The 23931-nt window shown below is 35.1% G+C and carries 19 protein-coding genes and 1 pseudogene; 9 read left to right on the top strand and 11 right to left on the bottom strand.

All coding sequences use genetic code 11. The features are described from left to right. Positions 1–92 precede the first annotated feature (92 nt). Positions 93–1667 carry a hypothetical protein gene (locus A9G03_RS05215; RefSeq protein ID WP_065798607.1) on the bottom strand — a complete coding sequence of 525 codons (1575 nt, stop codon included), beginning with the start codon at positions 1665–1667 and terminating at the stop codon, positions 93–95. Positions 1668–2009: 342 nt separating this feature from the next. Then, positions 2010–3008, bottom strand: a complete 999-nt coding sequence (gene rlmF, locus A9G03_RS05210; protein ID WP_065798606.1) for a 23S rRNA (adenine(1618)-N(6))-methyltransferase RlmF — start codon at positions 3006–3008, stop codon at positions 2010–2012. 686 nt (positions 3009–3694) lie between these two features. On the opposite strand from rlmF, the gene A9G03_RS05205 reads away from it, so the two are divergent. Beyond that, positions 3695–5113 (top strand): sodium:proton antiporter, encoded by a 1419-nt coding sequence (locus A9G03_RS05205; protein WP_082209404.1) that lies wholly within the window; start codon positions 3695–3697, stop codon positions 5111–5113. Between the two features lie 224 nt (positions 5114–5337). Here the strand turns inward: A9G03_RS05205 and A9G03_RS12765 are convergent. After that, positions 5338–5439, bottom strand: a pseudogene (locus tag A9G03_RS12765) (carbohydrate porin); the annotation flags it as partial. A 650-nt stretch (positions 5440–6089) separates the two neighbouring features. On the opposite strand from A9G03_RS12765, the gene rhaS reads away from it, so the two are divergent. Together rhaS and A9G03_RS05195 are read left to right on the top strand one after the other, a co-directional pair. After that, complete coding sequence (rhaS, locus tag A9G03_RS05200; RefSeq protein WP_065633668.1) at positions 6090–6914, top strand: HTH-type transcriptional activator RhaS; 825 nt, start codon at positions 6090–6092, stop codon at positions 6912–6914. Positions 6915–6943: 29 nt separating this feature from the next. Further along, on the top strand, positions 6944–7798 hold the full coding sequence (locus tag A9G03_RS05195) for a helix-turn-helix domain-containing protein (protein WP_065798605.1): 855 nt from the start codon (positions 6944–6946) through the stop codon (positions 7796–7798). Positions 7799–7843: 45 nt separating this feature from the next. Here the strand turns inward: A9G03_RS05195 and rhaM are convergent, their stop codons facing one another. The 6 genes from rhaM to rhaB form a co-directional block, all read right to left on the bottom strand. After that, the gene (gene rhaM, locus A9G03_RS05190) at positions 7844–8158 is read right to left on the bottom strand and encodes an L-rhamnose mutarotase (protein WP_065633666.1); all 315 of its coding nucleotides are present in this window, start codon (positions 8156–8158) and stop codon (positions 7844–7846) included. Between the two features lie 86 nt (positions 8159–8244). Then, entirely contained in the window at positions 8245–9396 is a 1152-nt protein-coding gene (gene fucO / locus A9G03_RS05185; protein ID WP_065798604.1) for a lactaldehyde reductase, read from the bottom strand. 18 nt (positions 9397–9414) lie between these two features. After that, complete coding sequence (gene rhaT, locus A9G03_RS05180; protein ID WP_065633664.1) at positions 9415–10449, bottom strand: L-rhamnose/proton symporter RhaT; 1035 nt, start codon at positions 10447–10449, stop codon at positions 9415–9417. A gap of 55 nt (positions 10450–10504) precedes the next feature. Further along, a complete protein-coding gene (gene rhaD, locus A9G03_RS05175) occupies positions 10505–11329 on the bottom strand; it encodes a rhamnulose-1-phosphate aldolase (protein WP_065798603.1) in 825 nt (274 codons plus the stop codon). A 13-nt stretch (positions 11330–11342) separates the two neighbouring features. Beyond that, entirely contained in the window at positions 11343–12593 is a 1251-nt protein-coding gene (locus A9G03_RS05170) for an L-rhamnose isomerase (protein ID WP_065798602.1), read from the bottom strand. Positions 12594–12628: 35 nt separating this feature from the next. Next, positions 12629–14035, bottom strand: a complete 1407-nt coding sequence (rhaB, locus tag A9G03_RS05165) for a rhamnulokinase (RefSeq protein ID WP_065798601.1) — start codon at positions 14033–14035, stop codon at positions 12629–12631. Between the two features lie 210 nt (positions 14036–14245). On the opposite strand from rhaB, the gene asd reads away from it, so the two are divergent. Together asd and mscM are read left to right on the top strand one after the other, a co-directional pair. Further along, entirely contained in the window at positions 14246–15094 is an 849-nt protein-coding gene (asd, locus tag A9G03_RS05160; protein ID WP_065798600.1) for an archaetidylserine decarboxylase, read from the top strand. Positions 15095–15098: 4 nt separating this feature from the next. After that, entirely contained in the window at positions 15099–17717 is a 2619-nt protein-coding gene (mscM, locus tag A9G03_RS05155; RefSeq protein WP_065633659.1) for a miniconductance mechanosensitive channel MscM, read from the top strand. Here the strand turns inward: mscM and A9G03_RS05150 are convergent. Then, positions 17714–18244 carry a DedA family protein gene (locus A9G03_RS05150; protein ID WP_065798599.1) on the bottom strand — a complete coding sequence of 177 codons (531 nt, stop codon included), beginning with the start codon at positions 18242–18244 and terminating at the stop codon, positions 17714–17716. The two genes, mscM and A9G03_RS05150, sit on opposite strands and share 4 nt — an antisense overlap. Positions 18245–18428: 184 nt before the next feature. Here A9G03_RS05150 and fdhD point away from each other — a divergent pair, with 184 nt between their 5' ends. The 4 genes from fdhD (at position 18429) to A9G03_RS05130 (ending at position 22874) form a co-directional block, all read left to right on the top strand. Continuing rightward, positions 18429–19238 (top strand): formate dehydrogenase accessory sulfurtransferase FdhD, encoded by an 810-nt coding sequence (gene fdhD, locus A9G03_RS05145; RefSeq protein WP_065798598.1) that lies wholly within the window; start codon positions 18429–18431, stop codon positions 19236–19238. Positions 19239–19671: 433 nt separating this feature from the next. Continuing rightward, positions 19672–20490 (top strand): purine-nucleoside phosphorylase, encoded by an 819-nt coding sequence (locus tag A9G03_RS05140; protein ID WP_065632918.1) that lies wholly within the window; start codon positions 19672–19674, stop codon positions 20488–20490. A 52-nt stretch (positions 20491–20542) separates the two neighbouring features. Then, positions 20543–21784 (top strand): nucleoside permease, encoded by a 1242-nt coding sequence (locus A9G03_RS05135; protein ID WP_065798597.1) that lies wholly within the window; start codon positions 20543–20545, stop codon positions 21782–21784. 181 nt (positions 21785–21965) lie between these two features. Further along, complete coding sequence (locus A9G03_RS05130) at positions 21966–22874, top strand: EamA family transporter (protein ID WP_065798596.1); 909 nt, start codon at positions 21966–21968, stop codon at positions 22872–22874. Positions 22875–22929: 55 nt separating this feature from the next. On the opposite strand, the gene dsdC is transcribed toward A9G03_RS05130, so the two are convergent. Then, positions 22930–23865 (bottom strand): DNA-binding transcriptional regulator DsdC, encoded by a 936-nt coding sequence (gene dsdC / locus A9G03_RS05125; RefSeq protein ID WP_065632915.1) that lies wholly within the window; start codon positions 23863–23865, stop codon positions 22930–22932. Positions 23866–23931 lie beyond the last annotated feature (66 nt).

The raw sequence follows: 23931 nt of genomic DNA, 5'->3' as shown, positions 1-23931 counted from the left end.
AAAAGATACATAATGTGCTATTTAATCAGCACTTTTAAGATATTTATTTAGCTCAATGAATATTAAAATTTTTTTATAATTAATTTTTCATATTAAGGATTAACACAAACCATTTTACCTGCTGTAGAATCTGAATCGATATCGCCAACATCAGAACCAACCGCATATTGTATGCTGGCATCATCAGATAATGCCCAATAGTAGGATTGCGCTGAAGTATGCCAATCACTTGTTGGATAATAGAGTTTATAAGAAGATCCCCATTCATTAAAAATGCCACCAATCCATTTCCCACTTGTGTCTTTAAAGCTTATTTGCCGACGATAATTATTAATATTGCGACCACTAATTCCGCCATGCCAACCTTTGCCATTGGCATTAGTTAAATCATTGACTTTCGGGAATCGATAACCATTACCCAAATTATCACAAAACCGCTCAACATCATCACTTGTGGCGGCATCATTTGAACTGGCGATATACCATCTATCGATATTAAAACTGTATAATAGTTGCTTTCTTTCACTGTCTGCATAAATCTTAAACAGAACAGGACTAAATGAAGTATCTGTGGAATTTTCATTAGGACCATTTAAAACCACTTTTAATGCTAACACTTTGGGTGAATTATCCCAACCTGGTGTTTGTTCGGATTTTAATGAAATGGTGACTTTACTCCCACCGTTGACAGGATAAACAGTTTGACCATCTTGAGTATTTGCAGTTATGACTTGTTCAGGTGTAACACCACCTAATATCAAATAAAAATTAAGCCCATTTAAACCTGTCGTGGGAAAATTTAAATCCGGATTACTGATATCTTGTACTTTAAATCCTCGACTTCTGATCCAATCAGGACCATCTGCATCAGGATAATGACGCCCATCATACCAAACATTTGGTTGAACATAACACACATACGGCGTATCAATTTTACGATTAAAATAATACGTATGCTTAGCTCCACTAAAATCTGTCACATTAGGTATACCATATTGGGTAAATAATTGACCACCATTAGACGTAATGGTTAACTTATAAGGGGAGTCGCATCCGGTTAATTGAGCATTGGGGTTATTTTTGACTTGCGTAGTAATATCGTTGTTATTAGCATCTAACCATTTAACCATCAAATTACCGGTTGCATTTGGTGATGCATCACCATCTTCATCTCCCCAATAATTATCAGACGATGTAATAAGATTACTTAATGAAATACTCGGGTAGCTACTATTATTGACTAATGGTACCAAGGTTTTAATACTCAAAAATGTATCATCATCACTCAACAAATCAATGGGTGATTCTTGGCTTGAATTATCGATAATAGCATTGGGATACAAATCACTTTGCCCACCAGCAGCAATAAAACTTCGACCATCAGATAGCTGTAAACCCAGTAACCCTTCAACACTTACCGCTTTAGTTTTTCCATTGTCAAACGTTAAATAAGGCGCATGGCCATGAATAGCATTTTCAGTCGAAGCCGATAATGCATTGACAGGATTACTATGCACAAATAACCAATAAACAACAATTACTGAAACTGATTTGACAGTAATCATAAAAGAACAACAAAATTGATTGAGGCGGATTAAAAAAAAGATTAAATAATGTTTGGTGTTAAAAAAAAACAGATAATTTTGACACAAGACTACTTCAGACATATTGTATCTCCTTTGAAACCGCTTAATTTATTCGTAATAGTGACTATCTAAAAAAACTAAAACTCAATTTCGATACAAAATATAAAAGCGTAACAAGTATAAATGACTATTCATCAAAAAAAAATAGATTGCATAGTAACCAAAACATAAAAATAATATTATTAATCAATTGGATGTAATTTTTTACATAAAAATTACAGTAAACATGTCTGGCTTTTTGTTACACGCTAAATGAATAAAAACCTCTATTTTTTGAAGAAAATTGTTGCCCTTTGAAAGAAACATTGAAAATGGTAAATAACACCAAATTAAAAAATGAGAATCATCGTTAAAAATAATCTGTTAAGAAACAGATGTTTGTTTTATACCCTCACTGTTTCCCTGATGATTTTTGATAATCTCTCGCCTTTTATCTTGATGGAAAAAACTCCATGCAATAAAACGACTACTCTTTTGCCCTTGCGCCATTGGAATAATTTTGACTTCAGCAGGTTTAACTGTGATTAATTGCTTGTTAAGCACTTTGAGTGACTCTTTTTTAGAAACCAGCGAAGTAAACCATAAGCATTGCTGTTTATATTGTGTGCTTTCTTTGATCATATTGGTGATAAGAGCACTTTCCCCCCCTTTGCACCATAATTCGGTCTGCTGACCACCAAAATTGAGTGCAGGATTAGATTTTGAATACTGCAATTTACCTAACTTTTTGAGCTTAGTTTGGTTACTCGCCAGTGCTGCTTGTGCCGAATCATGAAAAGGTGGATTACACATAGTTAACATAAAAAATTCTTTCGGCTTTATAATTTGTCTAAAAATTGCTGAGGTATCACGTTGTAATCGACAATCAATAAAACCATTTAATAATGGGTTAGACTGAATGATAAGCTTTGCGGCTTTGATTGAGATTGGGTTAATATCACTCCCCACAAATGACCAATTATATTCAGCTCGACCAATAATGGGGTAAATTACATTTGCCCCTACACCAATATCAAGAACACGGATCTGCTTACCTACAGGGATCTTATCGTTGTTATCATAAGCAAGTAAGTCGGCTAGATAATGAATATAATCTGCTCGGCCAGGAATGGGTGGGCAAAGATACTCGCTGGGAATATCCCAATTGCTCAGTTGATAATAATGTAATAACAATGCTTTATTTAGCAATTTAACTGCCATTGGATCAGCAAAATCGATCGATAAATTATTGTATTGATTTGGTTTAACGTACGGTGTGAAATCAGGTAACGTTTCGCATAGCGCCAAAAAGTCATAACCTTGGCGATGTTTATTACGTTGATGTAAAGCAGTTTTGTTTGCTAAGTTCGACTGTTTTTGCATGTTTTATCCAACAATAAAAAGACTGTCTATTATAAAGGTTTTACGCATAATAAGGAAAAGTAAAAAACTGAACCTAGCTTACTTTGAATATCCATTCACTTGCTTGATAATTGCGACAGGTATCAGAAAAAATAATTACCATCACCATCTATGGTTTTGCTGTTACCAGCTAAAACATTCCCCCCTCATCATAATATTTCAAACAAATACAACTAGTCTAAAATGATTGAGTGGTATCTAATCACCATTTTATTGACGCAAGTTATTTTGTTATCCAACAAATTATAATAAAACTGATTAATTATAGAGTCGGCTAATTTGAGCTCGTCACTAAATTCATTAGTCACTTTTGTATTAAAATGTTTGGTTTACTCACTTTACCATCAACGATAAAATTGAATATAACTTACAGTTTATTCACCGCCAGGGCTATTTTTGCTACTTGAAGCACATTACTTTTCACTGTTTTACAGTTTTGTTCTATGGTTAATGATCGTAATTTATGAATAACTAAACGTTAATAGCTTCAATAAGTCCAGTATTATGATTAACTTTAATGTTGATTGAATGATATGAATTTAATCAAAGCTAGTTATTAATATACTCAAGAATGACTTAATTCATTCCATTCGAAAAAGCGTTGTTATTTGTTATAATTTTCAACTTTTAATCCAAATGGAAATGCCATGAGAATCCCATTCAAATTATTCTGTGTACCTTTTATCATATTGCTATTTAGCTCTTTTGAGCTCTATGCTTCCGAATTTAACGGTGAACAGTTAAGCTTAGTTTGGGCTGTACCTTTTATTGGTATTTTGCTTTCGATTGCATTATGTCCACTATTTTTAGCGCGATTATGGCACTATCACTACGGCAAAATTATTATTTTTTGGACAACACTGTTTATAGTTGCTGCCATTTATTCATTCGGCATGCAAACCACCGTCAATCTAACCGCTCATGCAATATTAGAAGAGTATATCCCTTTTATCGTTTTACTACTTGCCCTGTATACCGTATCGGGTGGGGTTTTGATTAAAAGTGATATTATTAGTACGCCTAAATTGAATGTTGTATTGTTAGCAGTCGGCACGATATTAGCCTCAATTATGGGCACTACAGGTGCGGCAATGTTAATGATTCGTCCTTTAATTAGAGCTAATCGTCACCGTAATCAATCTGTTCATATTATTATTTTTTTCATCTTTCTCGTTGCTAACATTGGCGGTGGATTAACACCATTAGGTGATCCACCGTTATTTATTGGTTTTTTAAAAGGGGTTGATTTTTTTTGGACTGTTAAGCATATGCTTTGTCCGGTATTATTGACGACGATTTTATTATTAATAATTTTTTATATTATCGACAATTATTACTTTCGCCAGCAATATGGTCAATCGTCAAAGATAGAGACTAAACCTACTCAACTGTTTAAACTCTACGGTATTACCAACATTTTTTTATTGGTAGCCATTATTATTTGTGTATTGATGTCGGGAATTTGGCAGTCTTCAATCACTTTTACTATTTTAGCAACCTCAATTGGCCTACCTGATCTGGTGCGAGATCTGTTATTGTTACTCATCACAGTTACATCTGTCATGATTACACCAAAACAAGTTCGTGCAGGTAATGAGTTTAATTGGGATCCAATTATTGAAGTTGGCAAATTGTTTATTGGTATATTTATTACGATTGTACCGGTATTAACTATTTTACGCGCGGGCAGTAATGGCGCTTTATCGGCAATTGTAACGTTCGTTAACAACGACCATCTTGAGCCAATTAATAGTTTGTATTTTTGGTTTGCGGGATTACTTTCGGGCTTTTTAGACAATGCACCAACTTATTTGGTGTTTTTCAATCTAGCATCAGGCGATGCCATGACGTTAATGACCACCATGGCAAAAACACTATTAGCTATATCAATGGGATCGGTGTTTATGGGAGCACTTAGCTACATAGGCAACGCACCTAACTTTATGGTTAAAAGTATAGCAACACAACACCAAATTAATATGCCAAGCTTTTTTGGTTATATGAAATGGTCAATTAGCATATTGATTCCAGTGTTTATCATCAATAATTTGATATTTTTTATCTAACATGCCCTAACATTACTACTGATGTTATTTTAATAAACATAACAAATTATAAGATGAACGAATAATAGATTATGTGTACTGCACTATAGCAATAGTTAGCGCAATAATATTATTGTGTCATTCAGCGTAAAACCAGATATTAAAAATTATCTGGTTTAATTAATAAATTAAGTTTAGAAAAAATATTTAAAGCGTAATATTCCACAATAACGGTTATCGGCACCCTATTTTGCATTGCATTTTAGCTGTGATTTGTAACTGCCTAAGTAAAGATTAAAATTGTTCATATCCATCACATTAGCAATTGAATATGATGCATTAATAGTATGTAATTTATATTATGCCTTTAGCATAAATTTTACTTTCTTCGCTATAACTTGCTGTAAAAGGTTTGTATATCGTTATCGGCGTAAATATAACCAAAGCCAATATTATTCCAAATGCTTTCTATTGCTATTGTAATCAATGTTTACTTAATCAAGTTTAATATTGACTAAACAGCGCTGCCACTTTATATAGATTGTCGCCATATCAAACAGGCCTCAACCTTAACATCCAAACAGTATATTAAGCGTTTAAAATTATTATTTACAAAGCTAAAAATACGAGTAAGTAAGATGACTATTAACGAAATTGTCTTGTTATGTAGTTTTGCCAACAATATACATTTCAAAAAACTTTATAAAAAAGTTTTAGTATTAAGCCATAAGATGAACGTAAAAATAGAAAATAACAACCTAACTTTACATAATACTCTGTAACAAAAAACGGTTATAGAGTAAGTAAACTTTACCCATTGAATTTATAAAATTCTCATCATAAAAATGTGAGTCTTCGCACAATTTTAATAAAAAGTCTTAAGTTACTATAAATTACAGCCAAAAAAAGATTTACCATGTCCGAATTTTAAAGGTCAGATACACTTTTCCTTTTTAGAATAAGGCTAAAGTGATTTGCAATAAAGTGAGGATCGCGCATGATACAGAAGTTACTCGATAAAGATTTTTTTGCTTCTAGTCAGCAAAATATCACTATAGAGCCGCGAGAGCCCCAACCTGTGTATCCTGAACATACGCATAATTTTAATGAAATAGTCATTGTCACAAAAGGTTATGGCAAGCATATTTTAAACGGTCGATTATTCGATCTTTATCCGGGTATGATGTTTTATATTCACGCTAGTGATTGCCATTTATACGAAAACGTGAACAATTTACATTTAACAAATATTTTATTTAGAGATCCTGACAACTTTCATTTCATCAATGGTATTAATGAATTGATTCCGAATCAAGATTTGTGCCAATCTCACTTCTTTTTTGATAAAAATTGTGACAAAAATATACACATCATTTTAGCGCAATTGAATCAAGTATCAGTGCAAAGCAATGCTTTTCAAGAAAGCCTTTTTTTACAATTATTACTATTATTCAAACAAAATCAATATGTAAATCAAGGTACGGGCACCAGTGATAACCGCGTTAAACAGCTATTACGCTATCTACAATTCCATTTTAAAGAACCGATTGATTGGCATAAGGTAACCGAGCAATTTTCATTATCATTACGTTCTTTTCATCGTCATGTAAAAGATCAATTAGGCACAACTCCGCAAAAATACCTTATAAAATTACGTTTGGCTGATGCCTATACACAATTAATTCAGACAGATAAATCCATCACAGACATTGCGCAAGAATGTGGATTTAATGATAGTGCTTATTTTTCGACTTGTTTTAAACAGGAGTTTACTTTTGGACCACAAGAATTACGTACTTGTCCAGATAAACGTTATCATTAATAGGTAAATATATACGTCAGGAACAGCTTATGAATCACTATTTGCATTTATTTAGACAAGATTATTTTATTGCAGATATTAATACTGTTACTGTCGAAAAAAGAGATCATCAACAACCCTTTCCTTTGCATGACCACGACTTTCATGAAATTGTCATTGTCTGTTCGGGTAATGGATTACATCACTGGAATGATTATATTTATCCAATCACTAGTGGTGATATTTTATATATTAACCCTAAAGATATTCATGGTTATGAATCGGTAAATAATCTAAAACTCGACAATATTTTATATTTACGAGATGCTCTATTTTTATCATCAATCATTGAACAATATTTGCCAAAACAAAATGCCAAGCACACCGAGCGAGGCTGGCGCATTAAACCTTCTTTAATTAAAATGGTCTCCCCTTTAATTGAACAGATCGCGATTGAATCAAAAAAAAATAATTTAGCATCCGTGCATCTGGCCGAAGCGCTATTTTTACAGTTAGTCATTTTATTAGATCGTATTAAACAAATGCCTAATACTCAATCACCAACCGCAACTCATCAATTGGATTTATTATTTACCGTACTGCACAATAGCATAGCCACGCCATTTAATTTAGACATATTTTGTAAGCAAAATCATATTGCTGCAAGATCACTAAGCCGTTTATTTAAAACTCAAACGGGCATGACAATTAATGAATATCTACAAAAGCGGCGCTTGTGTACAGCGATGTCATTACTGCGTAACACGCCATACTCAATTAGTATGATTTCGGCTGAATGTGGTTATGATGATAGTAACTATTTTTCAGTCGTATTTAAAAAAGAAACCAAGCAGACACCGTCACAATATCGAGCAAAATTTAGCAATAAAACCAATAAACGTTAATGAAGGTAGAGACTCTCTTTTAATTTTATAAAAGAGAGTCCATTTTTATTCAAGATAAAACACAGGTAAAAGCGCTTCACTTATTGGGCTGTTATCAGCATTACTTGGCATGATATCTTGCATAAATGCCCACCATTTTTTGCAAGCAGCCGTATTGGCAATAGCATCCCAACGATCTTCTGATTCAATTTCAACGTAAGCAAATAAAAGATTGCGCTTTGGATCGAGAAAAATCGAATAATTATGTGCACCATGTGCTTTTAACTCTTTCACTAATTCTGGGAAAATTTCATCGTGTCGTTTTTTATATTCCGCATGTTTATCAGGATTAACCTGCATGATTGAAGCTTTTCTTAACATAATCATTCCTTCTTATTAAGCATCACCTATGAAATAGGTCGATATAATATTGACCTATTTCATAATTTTAAATCAGCAACTTATCATTAATAAATAGCCTGATAAAGTTGTTCAATTTCGTGAACATTAGTTTCACGTGGATTACCACCGGTACAAACATCATCAAAGGCAGCTTGTGCTAGTGCTGGAATGTCTTCGAGTTTAACGCCAATATCTTTCAATGTTGCTGGAATACCGACATCTTTGTTAAGCTGTTTTACTGCATCAACAGCAGCCTGTCTGGCCTGCGTTATTGTCATTTTTTCAGTGTCTGCCACCCCCATTGCTTTAGCAATATCACGATATTTATCACCAGTAAATTCGGCATTGTAATCCATGATATGCGGTAGCAATACGGCATTAGCAACACCATGCGGTGTACTATAAAAAGCACCAAGCGGGTGTGCCATTCCATGAACTAAACCTAATCCCACATTTGAAAAACCCATACCAGCAATATATTGGCCTAATGCCATGTCTTCTGAACCTTTTGCAATCCCTTTTACTGAGTCACGTAATGAACGAGATATAACTTCTATTGCTTTAAGATGGAACATGTCTGATAGTTCCCAAGCACCTTTAGTAATATAACCCTCTATGGCATGTGTTAGCGCATCTACCCCAGTTGCCGCTTTTAAACTCGCTGGCATGCTTGTCATCATATCTGAATCTATGATTGCAACAGCCGGAATATCATGAGGGTCAACACAGACAAATTTGCGTTTTTTCTCTTCATCGGTAATGACGTAGTTAATAGTCACTTCAGCTGCGGTACCTGCTGTTGTTGGGATGGCTATCGTTGGAACCGCAGGTTTTTTAGTTGGTGCAACGCCTTCTAAGCTTCGCACATCAGCAAATTCAGGATTATTAATAATGATACCAATGGCTTTGGCCGTATCTTGCGGAGATCCGCCACCGATAGCGATTAAATAATCAGCACCTGACTGTTTAAAAATTTCTACCCCTTTTTTAACAATTCCGATAGTTGGATTTGGCATGACTTCATCAAATATTTGATAAGCAAAACCATTGTCATCTAATAATTTTGTTACTTTTGTTGCTACTTTGAATTTGATTAGATCTTTGTCAGTAACCACCAATGCTTTTTTAAAACCACGTTTTTTAATTTCATCAACGATATGTTGGATTGACCCTGCACCAAAATAAGAGGTTTCATTTAAAATCATTCTATAAGCCATAATCTGTTTTCCTTTCAATTAATTTGCCATGCCTAAACCAACGATATTGGCAGCCAAAATAATAACTAAGCAACCTATACATAATACTTTTACTGGTTTTTTCCCGGTTCCAAACCACTCTTTTAAAACTAAACCAACAATACCACCACAGAGCACATAAAAGCTCATATGTAACATCCAACTCATAAAGCCATACTCTGCTGGGATATTGGCATGGCCCCATGCATAAAAGAAGAATTGAAAATACCACATTGCACCGCCCAAAATGGCAAACAATGCATTGCTAATGAGTAACGATTTAGCAACCGAGATATCTTGTTTGAATGACAGTTCTTTTTTAAAACAGAGGCGGGAAATACAAAAACCAAGATTAACTATCGCGCCACCACCCATGATGACTACATAACTAGGTAACGCAACATACAGATGAGAAACACCTAATTCAGCAGCCTTAGTATGCATAGGTACTGCGGCGCTCATGGCAAAAGACATACCAGCAGAAAAAATCCCACACATTACCGCTAACAATAGTCCTTTGCGTAGATTAAAATCCGCTACCTGTACGCCTAATGTTTTTTCTTTTAAAAGTCCCGCATAAGTAACAATGGCTACCCCAATAACAGCGACAACTACGCCTAGTAGTGTCATTTTGCCGCCCGTTGAAGCGACAAGTTCACCAAATTTACCTTGTAATATCGGCGTCATTAACGTACCAACAATTAAGGTAATGCCAATTGCAATACCTATTCCCATGGACATACCCAAATAGCGCATAGTCAGTCCATAGCCGACATTACCAATTCCCCACATTGCACCAAATAGAAAAACAGGAATTAATATATCTGAACTGAAACTACCATAATATCCCCAAAAATCAGGCAATAAACAGTAACTTATAGACCAAGGCAAAATAATCCATGAAAAAATACCCGCGATTGACCACATTGTTTCCCATGACCAATTTTTGACTTTTTTCAATGGTGCATAAAAGCAAGCGGCCGATGTAGCACCGACAAAGTGCCAAAAAATACCTAAAATAATTGAACTACCCATATATGTGTCCTTATATGTTTAGAATATAATTTAATATATTCTGAGCTAAACCTAACTAAGGTTTTAATGCTTCTTCAATTGGATTGACATCAAAGCGCTGTGCCAACAGTCTAAATTGCTCGGTTGTAATAGTTTGTCGTTTACCACCCATTGATAAAACTTTAACTAATACTTCTGCTGATTTTTCTGCTGTATCAATAAGCCCAAAGGCTTCATCCAATGTAGGACCAGTACCGAAAACACCATGAAAAGCCCATAAAACCAATGTATGTTTTGCCATTTGTTGTGCTGTGGCATAACCAATTTCATCTTTGCCTGGCACCATCCAAGGCACAACACCTACTCCATCAGGAAAAACCACCAAGCATTCGGTGCTCATTTCCCATAGTAAACGGGTAATAACTGCGGTATCGAGTTCTAAAACATAAGTTAATGCAATTAAATTGGTTGCATGACAATGCATGATCACGCGATCTTTACCTTGACTTTTTTCCATTCGAACGATGTGAGACTGTAAGTGAGCGGCTAGCTCAGAAGTGGGTAAACCACCATTAATCAACCCCCACATAATATAGTAGCCCTTACCCTGCTCATCGATTTTGACAATAGCTAAGGTATCAGCGGGATCTAAAATGACATTTCGGAAAAATTTTCCAGAGCCTGTCACAATAAAGTATTGATTGGCTAACTTAGTCACATCTTGTGTTAATGATACGTGCCGTGGATTAGCATAAAAGTCACCTTGAAATGAAGTGACATCGGTGTCTAATAATCGTAAGCTTACGTTACCGCCATTACGTTCATCCCAACCTTTTAACCACATGTCGTACGTTGCTTTGATCATGCCTTGCACAAACCAAGAAGATAGAATCTGTTGCATTGTTTTCACCTCATTATCGTTGAGTTAATACTTGTTGTTCATATTGACGAACTTCATCAAGCCAAGCACGTCCTACTGGCACGCCATTTTGTTGGCAATATTTATCCCAAACTGCTTGCCAAGGTAAGGATTTTTGTTCTTCGAGTAATGCTAGTCGGGAAGTAAAGTCTCGTTCACGTTCAAATTGTTTGAGTTGCGCTGTAGGTTCTAATAACGCTTTTAATAGGCATTTTTTCATGTTGCGTGTACCAATTACCCAAGCCGCGATACGGTTGATTGATGCATCAAAAAAGTCCAAGCCGATATGAACTCGATCAAATAAATTATTACGAATGATTTCACTGGCAATATTTTGGGTTTCATCATCGAAAAGTACGACGTGATCACTATCCCAACGTACAGGGCGGCTTACATGCAGTAATAGGTGTTCAACAAATGGCATAACGGCAGAAATTTTGTCTGAAATGACTTCTGTTGGGTGGAAATGCCCCGCATCTAAACAGAGTGCAGTTTTACGTGATGTAGCATAAGCGAGATAAAATTCATTTGAACCAGCAGTATAAGATTCAAGTCCAATACCAAATAATTTACTTTCTACTGCATCAATATGATATTTAGGATCGATTTTTTCACTGATAATTTCATCCAACGATTCTAATAAACGTTGTCTTGGTGCAAATTTATCGACGGTAATATCTTTCATGCCATCAGGTAACCAAATGTTCATTACTGAGGGTGTACCTAACTCTTTACCAAAATATTCAGATACTTTACGACACGCTTTACCATGTTCAATCCAAAATTGGCGAATTTTTGCATCAACATGCGTTAACGTGCCTTCATTACTTAATGGGTGAGAAAAATAAGTTGGATTAAAATCTAAACCAATGTGCTGCTTTTTAGCCCAGCTCACCCAATTCGCAAAGTGTTCCGGTTTTACTTCATTACGATCAACTTTGTGATCAGCTTCTAAATATGACGCATGTAAATTTAACCGTTTTGGACCCGGGATTAAGCTAAACGCTTTATCTAAATCGGCCCTAAGTTCACTTGCATTGCGTGCTTTGCCTGGATAATTACCTGTCGCCTGTATACCGCCTGTTAACTCACCTTCTTGTGTTTCAAAACCTGTAACATCATCACCTTGCCAGCAATGGACTGAAATTGGTAATTTAGCCATTTTAGCTAAAGCTGCATCGGTATCTACCTCTATTTCGGCAAATCTTGCTTTAGCACTTTGATAAGCATTTTCAACTGTACTCATTAGTAACTCCTTAATAAATTGGGTAAATTTTTTAATTAACTATTTTGTGGATAATAATATTGGGTATCAAAATTGTGCGAGATAATCTGTCTTAACGTCTTAACATCATCGATATCCCCTAACGAAATTAATTGGTATCCGACATTACCTAAGGCTGACGATTCAACAGGACCTGCGGTCACGTTGATATGACAAAGATCGGCACATAACTGATTGAGAAAAGTATTTTGGCAACCACCACCAACAATATGTAAGGTATTAATTGGTTGCTTGATAAGTAGGGATAATTCTGCAATTACATCACGATATAAAGTGGCTAAACTATCAAATATACAGCGCACTAATTGTGATAAACGTTCAGGAGCATGTTCATATTTTTCACGGCAGACCTGTTTTATGGTTTCGGTCATGGACGCGGGATTTAAAAACCTGTCATCATTAGGATTAATCACATAAGCAAAGGATTGTTCTTGCTTTGCTAATTCAATAATGTGACTAATGTTAGGGATGTTATGTTCTATGCAAACACGCTGAAATAGCCATAAACCCATAATGTTTTTTAAGACGCGATAATGCCCTTCTACCCCACCTTCATTGGTGATGTTAGCGTTTAGAGCTTGAACTTCGGTAAATGGATGATTTGACTCGATGCCCATTAATGACCAAGTCCCTGAACACAAATAAGCACTTTGTTTATCTGTTATGGGAGCGGCAATCACTGCACTAGCGGTATCGTGGCTGGCTATAGCAATAACTGGAATTTGTTCGCCATTCGGACTTTGCCAATAACCGACTTTATTACCGGGCATGGTAATATCGCCAAACCATTTCCGCGGCACACCTAAGTAATCGAGCAATTGCTGATCCCAATCACGTGTTGTCACATTAACCAGTTGTGTTGTTGTTGCATTGGTATATTCACGGTTTAACTTACCAGTCAATCGATAAATTAAATAATCCGGTATCATCACCCAATCCGTGACTTGTGATAACAAAGTTGGATTGTCCCTCATCATGGCTTTAAGTTGATAAAGGGTATTAAAGGTTAAAAATTGAATACCGGTTTTTTGGTAGATGTTTTCGATTCCAAGCTCTGATTGAACTTGTGACATAACATTATCGGTACGATGATCGCGGTAAGCATAAGTCGGGCCAACGACTTGTCCATGTTTATCAAGCAGTACATAATCCACGCCCCAAGTATCAATGCCGATACTATCAAGCTTAATACTTTGCTGAATAATTTTGTTTAAACCGGTAATGATTTCGTGCTCTAAATAATCAAGATCCCAACAAAAATTGGCATCTAGTGATTTAAAATCATTCTTAAATCGATGCACTTCTTTCAGGGTTAAATGTTGATTGTCCGCTTGATAACAAGACAACATTACCCGCCCACTTGAAGCACCTAAATCTATTGCGGCAATATATCTATCAGCCATTATCACTATCCCCATTATTGCTAATGGGTAGAGTGTAGATAACGTATAACATAAATACTTTCAATTGATTGCCATTGTATTAACCATATTGGCAAAATTTTAAAACTCAGTGTGATCTACCGCACAAATTATCGATTTATGTTGGTTTTATACATTCTTAATAATTATTGGTATAATGACGTGTTTATAAAAATAATTTGAGAGTAACCTATGTTTAATCAGTTAAAAGCAATTATTCAATATTTACTACCTAAACAGCTATTAACCCTAATATTTGGTTGGATTGCTAATAAACATTTAGGGAAAGTGACAACATGGATGATTTTAGGCTTTAGTAAACTGTATAAAGTTGATTTAAGTGAAGCAAAAATTAGTGATGTAAAAGAATATAAAACTTTCAATGATTTTTTTGCTCGTGAGCTAAAAGACGATGCCCGTCCTATCGATTCAGCGGCTAATTCTATTGTCATGCCTGCCGATGGTGTGATAAGCCAATTTGGTGTCGTTCAAGATAATTTATTGTTACAAGCTAAAGGGCATTTTTATTCTTTAGAATCATTATTGGCATGCCATCCTGATATGATCAAGTTTTTTAAAGATGGCGCTTATGCTACAACTTACTTATCACCTCAAAATTACCATCGCTTTCATATGCCTTGTGATGGCATTTTACGTGAAATGATTTATGTGCCTGGTTCATTGTTCTCAGTCAGTAAAGCAACAACCGAAAGTATACCGAATATTTTTGCGCGTAATGAGCGCGTTATCTGTCTATTTGAAACCGAATTTGGACCGATGGCACAAATTTTAATCGGTGCAACGATTGTTGGTAGTATTGAAGTAGAATGGGAAGGCTGTATCACTCCTCCTCGCGAAGGTATTATGAAACGTTGGACCTATGCTGGCGAAGTGAAATTAACTAAAGGACAAGATATGGGCTGTTTTAAATTAGGCTCAACTGTCATTACCTTGTTTGCATCAAATGCTATTGCATTTGATAGTCATCTTAAAGTTGGTGACATAACGCGCGTTGGTCAAAAGCTAGCTGAAAGGATCTAACATTATGTGGATGCGTGGTTTTTGCTGTTGTGTATTATTGCTGTTATCTTCATTAACGTTTGCTGAACAAGCAATTTTAACTATTGATAATGAAGAAGAGCTATCACAAGTTGTGAATCAGTTAAGTGATAAAAACGATGAACTTCGTCAAAATATGGAGTTCCAAAAATCGCATTTAACCAGCATCATTAATGAACAAAATAACATTACCACGCAGATTTCACATGTACAAAATACGTTAGCGACACTGGCTGAACAAGGTGAATGGTTAAGTTTTTCAACCGCGCTTGGCGAAACCCTTCGCCAACAGCTACTACGTTTACCAGAAAAACCCAAGTCTCAACCGCTTGATGCCGAAATCGCCGAAGCAAAAGTCCAACAGCTTAATTACTCCAATACGCTAACCGCATTAGACAACTATCCAACTTTAAGTAGCCCACTTAATAGTGTAAAACTCGCTACACAGTACCGACGCTTGTTACGCGAACAAAGCGAATTACTTAAAACATTAATTTCGGGTACTGATACCACTATTTTAGAATTAACGAAATTAAAAATTTCAAATAAACAATTAACCAATGCAATTGACGAAGTCAATGACGCGGCACACCGCTATTTTTTCTGGGTGGCTGATGTTAACCCAATTTCACTTAAATTCCCGGTTAATTTGGCCAAAGATGTTGTGTATGTCATTTTTTCAATCGATACCTTAACTCAGCTATATAATGCCAGTTGTGAAGTATTAACAACACCTAAGCCATTATTTTTATTGATTTTAGCGATGCTATTTGTGGTTACCCACTTTAAAATGCGCACAAAATATTACGCATTTTTAAACAAATCCGCCTCACGCGTAGGTAAAGTAACGCAAGATAGTTATTCTTTAACATTAAAAGTAATTATCTATTCGCTAATTATGGCGCTGCCTGTACCTATTTTATGGGCTGTTTTTGGGTATGCGCTGCAAATTAACTGGGACTACCCTGTCGCAGTAGCGCTGGGTTATGGGGTAAATGCTGCTGCGCCTATTTTATGGGTCTTTATTATTACTGCACATTTTGCAGAACAAAATGGTCTATTTATTACCCATTTTGGCTGGTCCAAATCAAGTGTACGAGAAGCAATGAAATACTATCAACTTTCGGTTTGGGTAGTAATTCCGCTTGTTATGATTGTCATGAGTTTTGATCAGTTTAACAACCGCCAATTTGCAGCCACCATAGGACGAACAGCCTTCATTATTCTTTGCTTTGCTTTAGTATTTATGACTAAATCAATCCATCGAGCCGGCGTTCCTCTTTATATTGATAAAAAAGGATCTGGCGATAACTTATTAAGTCACATTCTTTGGTTTATTTTATTAAGTGCGCCTTGGTTAGCTATTATTGCGGCTTGTTTAGGTTATTTATCTACAGCACAAGTATTATTAGGTCGACTTGAAGCATCAGTTATTATCTGGTTTGGTTTATTAGTTATCTATTTTATGATTCGACGTTGGATGTGGATCCAAAAACGTCGTATTGAATTTGAACGAGACAAACAACGCCGATTAGAGCGCATGCAACGCGCGAAAGGACACGAAGAAGAGTTAACATCGGTGAATGAAGGTGTCGATGAACCAGTCATCAACTTAGATGTTATTAGTGCACAATCGTTACAATTAGTTAGATCGATTATTATGCTGATTGCTTTAATTAGTATGATATTGCTATGGTCTGAACTACATTCGGCATTTGCCTTCATGAATAATATAAAACTTTGGGGCACAAGCACCATTGTCAATGGCGTTGAAATCGAACAATATATTACCCTTGGCGCGGTATGTATTGCCATTTTAGTCATGACAATCACCGTGCAAGCCGTTAAAAACCTACCAGCATTACTCGAATTAGGAATTTTACAACATTTAGATTTAGCACCGGGCACCGGTTATGCTATCTCAACAATTTCTAAATATATTATTTTAATGATCGGTTGTATGATTGCATTTTCATTTATTGGGATTGATTGGTCAAAAATACAATGGCTTATTGCTGCATTAGGTGTTGGTTTAGGTTTTGGTCTACAAGAAATTTTTGCTAACTTTATTTCTGGCTTAATCATTTTATTTGAAAAACCGGTCAGAATCGGGGATACCGTCACTATTCGTGATTTAACCGGCAATATCACTAAAATTAACACGCGTGCAATTACAATTGTTGACTGGGACCGCAAAGAAATCGTCATGCCGAATAAAGCTTTTATCACTGAGCAATTAGTTAACTGGTCGTTATCAGACTCCATTACCCGTATTGTGTTAACTATCCCTGCAACTATTGATGCTGATAGTGATTTGGTAATAAACCTATTACAACAAGCCTGTATGGAATGTGAATATGTGTTAAACGATCCCGAACCACAAGTCTTTTTAGTCGATATTCAAGAAGGAATACAATTATTTGAACTGCGTGTGTTTGCAGCCGAAATGGGGCATCGAATGCTTTTACGAACAGCAATTCATAAATTAATCTTAGAAGCTTATCGTCAGCATGATTTAAAATTACCATTTCCACCATTACAAACCAATTTGGAAGCGCTTGGTCGTAAAAGTGGACGCCGTAGCTACACAGTTGGCACGCTTTAACCGAAAAGCGTTTCTAACCAAGGTACACCAAATGCACCTGGCGCTAATAACACAAATGCCCAAATTGGCGCAGAAGAGATATTGGCTAGATTAAACTTAGTTGCAGGCATATGCATTGTGCCAGCAATTAACGGTACTATTGCTCGAAATGGTCCAAAAAATCGACCAACAAAAACCCCTAAAGCGCCATAGCGTTGAAAAAATTGTTCAGAACGATAAACCAATTTTGGGTACTTACTTAATGGCCAAGAAGAGATTACTTGTTTGTGATAATGCTTACCTAACCAATAAGAGAGCCAATCACCAATCACAGCACCTAGCGATGCAGCAATCAATACCGGAATAAATGAGATAACACCAGTACCAATTAAAGCGCCTGCACCCAATAAAATTGCTGTTGCTGGCACAATCAATGAAATAATGGCTAAAGATTCACCGAATGCCAATAAAAAAATAATTGGCAATGCCCATAGTTGATGAGCTTGAATAAACTGCATTATTGCATAGGTAAATTCATGTATTGACATAATTGTATTAGGTAAATTATTAATTGATTAGATTCATGCATTTTACCATAATAATATAAGTTTAAGATTGTGTTAATCATGTATTGGCAGAATCTTATTACGCAGCTAAATTGCTTTACTGATTATTCACATTAGCAATGTAAATCTAAAGCAATGCTCAAAAATAAACAGCCAGAGACCAGCCATGACTAACGGTATTAACACAGTATTAGTAACAAAATTTAGCAATAGCACGCTAAACGATCCTCAATTTGATACGATTGCCATAGAAAAACCTATTGCATTAATTTATAACGGTATTTCTCATGTAGTTATGATGGCGACGCCGAAAGATCTTGAGTATTTTGCGATTGGTTTTTCGTTAACTGAAAATATTATTGAATCGGTTAATGACATTTATGGGATTGATATTATCGACTCATTAAAAGGGATAGAAGTTCATATTGAATTATCTTCCAGACGCTTCAATCAATTAAAAGAAAAACGTCGTAATTTAACCGGTCGCACTGGTTGTGGTATCTGTGGAACAGAGCAACTTGAACAGGTATGCTCAATTTTTCCAACTTTGCCATCCAATGACAAAATTCAGTTATCAGATTTTGCGCATTCACTAGCCTATCTAAACCAAGTGCAACAAGTTGGGGCGAAAACAGGCTGCACCCATGCAGCAGTTTGGCTTGATTTACATGGTAATTTTATTGCAGGTTTTGAGGATATCGGTAGACATGTAGCGTTAGATAAACTACTAGGTTATCGCGCTAAATACCTCGCTCAAAATAAAACAGATATAAAAGGCATAATATTAGTCTCAAGTCGAGCTAGTTATGAAATGGTACAAAAAGCAGCTATCTGTGGCATCGAAATTCTCTGTGCGGTTTCAGCAGCTACATCGATGGCAGTTGATCAAGCCAAAACAAGTAACCTGACTTTGATTGGATTTTTTAGAGGTGATAAAGGGGTGATCTATACCGATAGCAATCGGATCATCGAGTAATAATAATTCTATAAGATAAACACGGTTGTCAAATTGAAACTTAATGTATCATAAGTAATCTTTATATTTTAATTTTTTAAATTAATTTTCAAGATAATTCATTGATTAATAAAGTTAAATATAGCAATTTAATTTAAAAAATTAAACCAAACCTAAAAAGTCCCTTTCATTATTATCAGAACATCATCATAATATACCCTGAAAAATGAAAACTACGTTGTTTTTATTATATATTCTTTTTATGTGATCGTTTTCTCGTTTTGAGAAAAAGTCAATTATTCACATCGTTTTCTATGACATACTAGATCGATGTGAACAATTGAGATACGTATTTTTTATTCATGATAAAAATATAAGCAAGTTTTAAGTGATTATTTAACATCACTGCATTTTATTCATCATTAAGACTACTACAATTTGAAAGGATACAGTCATGCATCAAACAGCAGATATTCAACAAGCAGTAAACTATATTCAACAGCAAACCGACAAAAAACCAACAATCGGAATTATACTTGGATCAGGTTTAGGTCCTTTTGCCGATACTCTTGAAGATGCCGTTCACATTCCTTATGACACTATTCCACACTTTGCTAAATCAGCAGCTGTTGGTCATGCAAATGAATTAGTGATTGGTAAATGTGGTGATAAGACTGTTGTCGCGATGAAAGGTCGTTTTCATTACTATGAAGGTTTTTCATTAGATCAAGTTACCTTCCCTGTGCGTGTAATGAAAATGCTAGGCGTTGAAAAACTGATCATTACCAATGCTTGTGGTGCAGTCAACACTAGCTTTAAACCAGGTGATTTAATGATAATCACTGACCACATTAATTTAACCGCTAATAATCCATTAATGGGTCCAAATAATCCTGAATTAGGTGTTCGCTTTTTGGATGTCAGTGAAGTTTATAACAAGCAATTAAGAGCAACGGTTAGCGAAGTAGCTAAAGAGCTAAATATCACTTTACAACAAGGTGTTTATGCTTGGTGGACAGGACCAACCTACGAAACTCCAGCAGAGATTAGAATGATCCGTACATTAGGAGCTGATGCAGTTGGTATGTCAACAGTTCCTGAAGCAATTATTGCTCATCATTCAGGGATTAAAACTATCGGCATTTCATGTTTAACTAACATGGCTTGTGGCATTTTAGATCAACCACTCGGCCATGAAGAAGTGATTGAAACCGCTGAACGTGTAAAATCCACTTTTTTACAACTCATTACTAAAACCATTGCACGTTTTTAGTTCATAGTTTTTAATTTTATATAAGCAGTTCAATTTATTTAGGATTTAAATAATGAACATAAAAAATAGATTAAAAATAATGATGTTTTTCCAATACTTTATTTGGGGAAGCTGGCTAACGACTTTAGGTATTTATCTTTTTAATACACTAAAATTTTCTGGTGCTGAAATAGGTATGATCTTCAGTACTAAAGGCTTAGCCGCATTAATTATGCCCTGTATTATAGGGATTATTGCTGACAAATTTATTCAAGCAAAATATTTGTACATGCTGTGTCACTCGATTTGTGCTGTTGCGCTTTTTTATGCTGCATCAGTGACGACATCAAGTTTACTATTTTGGTTGATGTTTGCTAATGCAATGGCTTTCATGCCAACTATTGCGCTATCTAACTCAATTAGTTACGCGTGTTTAGATAAAAATAACTTAAATACTGTCGAAGTGTTTCCTAAAATACGGGTGTTTGGTACAGTAGGTTTTATTATTGCTATGTGGATGATAAGTCTACTGAAGTTAGATTCCAGTAATGGACAACTTTATGTGGCATGTGCGGCATCAGTCGTATTAGTGATCTACAGCGCAACGTTACCAAATATTGAAATAAAACATAGCCAACAACAATCTTGGTCTTCTCGTTTAGGGCTTGATGCATTTGTGTTATTTAAAAAACCCGTCATGGCAGTATTCTTTTTATTTGCGATGTTACTTGGCGCAATACTACAAATCACTAATACTTTCGGCGGGGCATTTTTAAAAGACTTTGGTAAAATTCCTGAATTTTCAGACAGTTTGATTGTTCAGCATCCAGCGATATTATTATCCGTATCACAAATGGCAGAAGTGGCATTTATTTTAACTATTCCGTTTTTTCTTAAAAAGTTTGGAATAAAAAAAGTAATCATGATAAGCCTGATAGCTTGGACGCTCCGATTTGGTTTATTTGCGTTTGGTGATCCAACACCATTTGGTTTTGTCTTACTGTTGTTATCCATGATAGTTTATGGTTGTGCATTTGATTTCTTTAATATTTCGGGATCAATTTTTATAGAAAAGGAAGTTAATTCCAATATTCGAGCAAGTGCACAAGGGCTTTTTATGACGATGGTAAATGGAATTGGTGCATATTTGGGTTCAATCTTAAGTGGTATGGTGGTTGATGAATACACTTACACAACTGGTCGAGATTGGCAAACAATATGGTTAATATTTGCATCTTATGCACTAGTGTTGGGAATTATTTTTTACTTTACCTTTAACTATGACCATAATAGAAACGAAACAGTTAAGCAATAACTTACCACAATCAAACTAATGGGCTAATAATTCAAGCTTACATTCTGTTCTGATTCACTTAGTATTCGTTATTCTAATATGTTAAAAAATGAAAAGTGACACAGGGTCTCCACCCTGTGGTCTCTTATTTCGTTTGCTTTTTAGCTACAAAATTAATTTATATAAGTTATGAGATTTAAATATGAAAGAAAAATTTTTAGGTGGTTTATTAGTTTTTTTAGGGGCGTGCAGCTTTGGTGTGCTCTCCTCTATTGTGAAAACCGCTTATAAAGCTGGCTACTCCCTTGGTGAAGTTACTGGCGTACAATGTTTTTTGGGTATGCTAATATTATGGATTATTCACTTAATAGTTAAAACATTCTTAAAACCTAAAAGTACAGCAACGACAACTCATAATCCCAAAACTAACAGATTGAAAGTATGTGCTGTGGGTATCTTCCCTGGTTTAGTTGGCATTTGCTATTATCAATGTGTTCAACTCGTTCCTGCATCTATTGCTATAATACTATTAATGCAGTATTTATGGATTAGTATTATTATCGATTATGTTATTTTCAAAAATAAACCGACTACGACTCAAATTTTAACGGTAATTACCATTATAGCCGGTAGCTGCCTAGCCGCTGGACTATTTAATCAAGATATTCGTTTGAACTTAACCGGCTGTTTTTTTGGTTTCTTAGCGGCCTTAATGTATTCGCTATTTATCAGTACAAGCAGTAATATTGGCAATGAATTACCAAAATTAGAGAAAAGTGCTTTGATGATAACCGGAGCGTGCATAATAACCTTTATTATATTCCCACCTTTATTCTTCTTTAAATTAAATTTGAATGATCAACTTTATCAATTAGGATTTTTATTAGCACTACTAGGCACCGTATTACCTCCGTTTTTGTTTTCTGTTGGCATTCCCAAAATTGGTATTTCATTAAGTGCAATATTATCCGCAGCTGAACTGCCTGTTGCCGTCACCTGTTCATATTTTTATTTAAAAGAATCGGTCTATTTTAATCAATGGATTGGTGTCATTATTATTCTACTATCCATCGCACTATCCAATTTGAAACATTTAAAACGGAATAAATAATATACTTAGACTAAAGGGAAGCCTAAACGCTTACCTTTAGCCTAGCATTACTTTATTAAACTAGGCTTTTTAGCCATTTTATAAAGATATCTGCTTTGGGGTTATATTTGGCTTGCGCTCGTAAGATGTAATAGCGCTGTTTACATAACATTTCCATTTCAGGAAAAGGTGTAATAAGCTCACCCGATTCAAGTAACTTGCCGATTAATTTCCGTCGCCCCATAGCAACACCACCATGATTAACAGCGACAGTAGTTGCAAGATCAGAACGATCAAAATCTATTTTGGGTATATCATTAAAATCAAAAGGCAAAGAATAATGATTAGCCCACCCCATCCATTCATCACAATTAGAATCATAACCCCAAGCCTGATTATCATGCAGTAAAAGGCACTTATCTAAATTTTCAACTTTATTAGTTAAATTTTTTTGTTTTGCATAATCAGGGCTACAAACTGGAATAATTGTTTCATTAAATAAATGTTCACAAACCAATTCATCATAAATAATATCGTCATAATAAATAGCTAAATCAATGCGATGCCGTGAAAAATTAATAATCTCATTTCCTGATAATATATTGAGCGATATATAAGGATAACGGCAAACAAACTGTGATATTTTGGGTATTAACCAACCTTGTGCAAAAGACGGCCTACAATAAACAGTAAGCGTACCTGAGATCTCTTGATTTTTAATTTCTAATATTTCTTGATTTAAGATATGAAGGGAATTTTTTACGACTGTGTATAAATTTTCACCATCGTGAGTCAATGCAATTTTTCTATGAAATCGATGGAATAATTTAATCGAAAGCTCTTCTTCTAATTTGCTTATTTGATGGCTTACAGCACTCGGACTGATATATAGCTCCTTTGCTGCTAATGAAAAGGATAGGTGTCGGGCCACTGATTCAAATGTATGCAATTTTGATAACTGATAACGATTGATAACACGGTTCTTGCTAAATAACTTACTTTCATCATACATAGCTCGTCCTCTCCCAACTTCATTAAAACATTAATTCTGTTATTTATCTATCTAAAACTAATTTTT

It is taken from the genome of Gilliamella sp. wkB171, from assembly GCF_001693755.1.
Lineage (GTDB): Bacteria > Pseudomonadota > Gammaproteobacteria > Enterobacterales > Orbaceae > Gilliamella > Gilliamella apicola_F.
The sequence above is the reverse complement of the archived record's forward strand: the minus strand, read 5'-3'. Positions and strand labels throughout refer to the sequence as shown.

What these genes read in the sequence shown, in the direction of transcription:
- A9G03_RS05135 (WP_065798597.1), top strand. Translation starts at nt 20,543, where the DNA reads ATGAACATAAAAAATAGATTAAAAATAATGATGTTTTTCCAATACTTT.
- fucO (WP_065798604.1), bottom strand. Translation starts at nt 9,396, where the DNA reads ATGGCTTATAGAATGATTTTAAATGAAACCTCTTATTTTGGTGCAGGG.
- A9G03_RS05150 (WP_065798599.1), bottom strand. Translation starts at nt 18,244, where the DNA reads ATGTCAATACATGAATTTACCTATGCAATAATGCAGTTTATTCAAGCT.
- rhaB (WP_065798601.1), bottom strand. Translation starts at nt 14,035, where the DNA reads ATGGCTGATAGATATATTGCCGCAATAGATTTAGGTGCTTCAAGTGGG.
- rlmF (WP_065798606.1), bottom strand. Translation starts at nt 3,008, where the DNA reads ATGCAAAAACAGTCGAACTTAGCAAACAAAACTGCTTTACATCAACGT.
- A9G03_RS05130 (WP_065798596.1), top strand. Translation starts at nt 21,966, where the DNA reads ATGAAAGAAAAATTTTTAGGTGGTTTATTAGTTTTTTTAGGGGCGTGC.
- rhaD (WP_065798603.1), bottom strand. Translation starts at nt 11,329, where the DNA reads ATGCAACAGATTCTATCTTCTTGGTTTGTGCAAGGCATGATCAAAGCA.
- dsdC (WP_065632915.1), bottom strand. Translation starts at nt 23,865, where the DNA reads ATGTATGATGAAAGTAAGTTATTTAGCAAGAACCGTGTTATCAATCGT.
- A9G03_RS05195 (WP_065798605.1), top strand. Translation starts at nt 6,944, where the DNA reads ATGAATCACTATTTGCATTTATTTAGACAAGATTATTTTATTGCAGAT.
- rhaM (WP_065633666.1), bottom strand. Translation starts at nt 8,158, where the DNA reads ATGTTAAGAAAAGCTTCAATCATGCAGGTTAATCCTGATAAACATGCG.
- rhaT (WP_065633664.1), bottom strand. Translation starts at nt 10,449, where the DNA reads ATGGGTAGTTCAATTATTTTAGGTATTTTTTGGCACTTTGTCGGTGCT.
- A9G03_RS05170 (WP_065798602.1), bottom strand. Translation starts at nt 12,593, where the DNA reads ATGAGTACAGTTGAAAATGCTTATCAAAGTGCTAAAGCAAGATTTGCC.
- A9G03_RS05140 (WP_065632918.1), top strand. Translation starts at nt 19,672, where the DNA reads ATGCATCAAACAGCAGATATTCAACAAGCAGTAAACTATATTCAACAG.
- mscM (WP_065633659.1), top strand. Translation starts at nt 15,099, where the DNA reads ATGTGGATGCGTGGTTTTTGCTGTTGTGTATTATTGCTGTTATCTTCA.
- A9G03_RS05215 (WP_065798607.1), bottom strand. Translation starts at nt 1,667, where the DNA reads ATGTCTGAAGTAGTCTTGTGTCAAAATTATCTGTTTTTTTTTAACACC.
- A9G03_RS05205 (WP_082209404.1), top strand. Translation starts at nt 3,695, where the DNA reads ATGAGAATCCCATTCAAATTATTCTGTGTACCTTTTATCATATTGCTA.
- rhaS (WP_065633668.1), top strand. Translation starts at nt 6,090, where the DNA reads ATGATACAGAAGTTACTCGATAAAGATTTTTTTGCTTCTAGTCAGCAA.
- asd (WP_065798600.1), top strand. Translation starts at nt 14,246, where the DNA reads ATGTTTAATCAGTTAAAAGCAATTATTCAATATTTACTACCTAAACAG.
- fdhD (WP_065798598.1), top strand. Translation starts at nt 18,429, where the DNA reads ATGACTAACGGTATTAACACAGTATTAGTAACAAAATTTAGCAATAGC.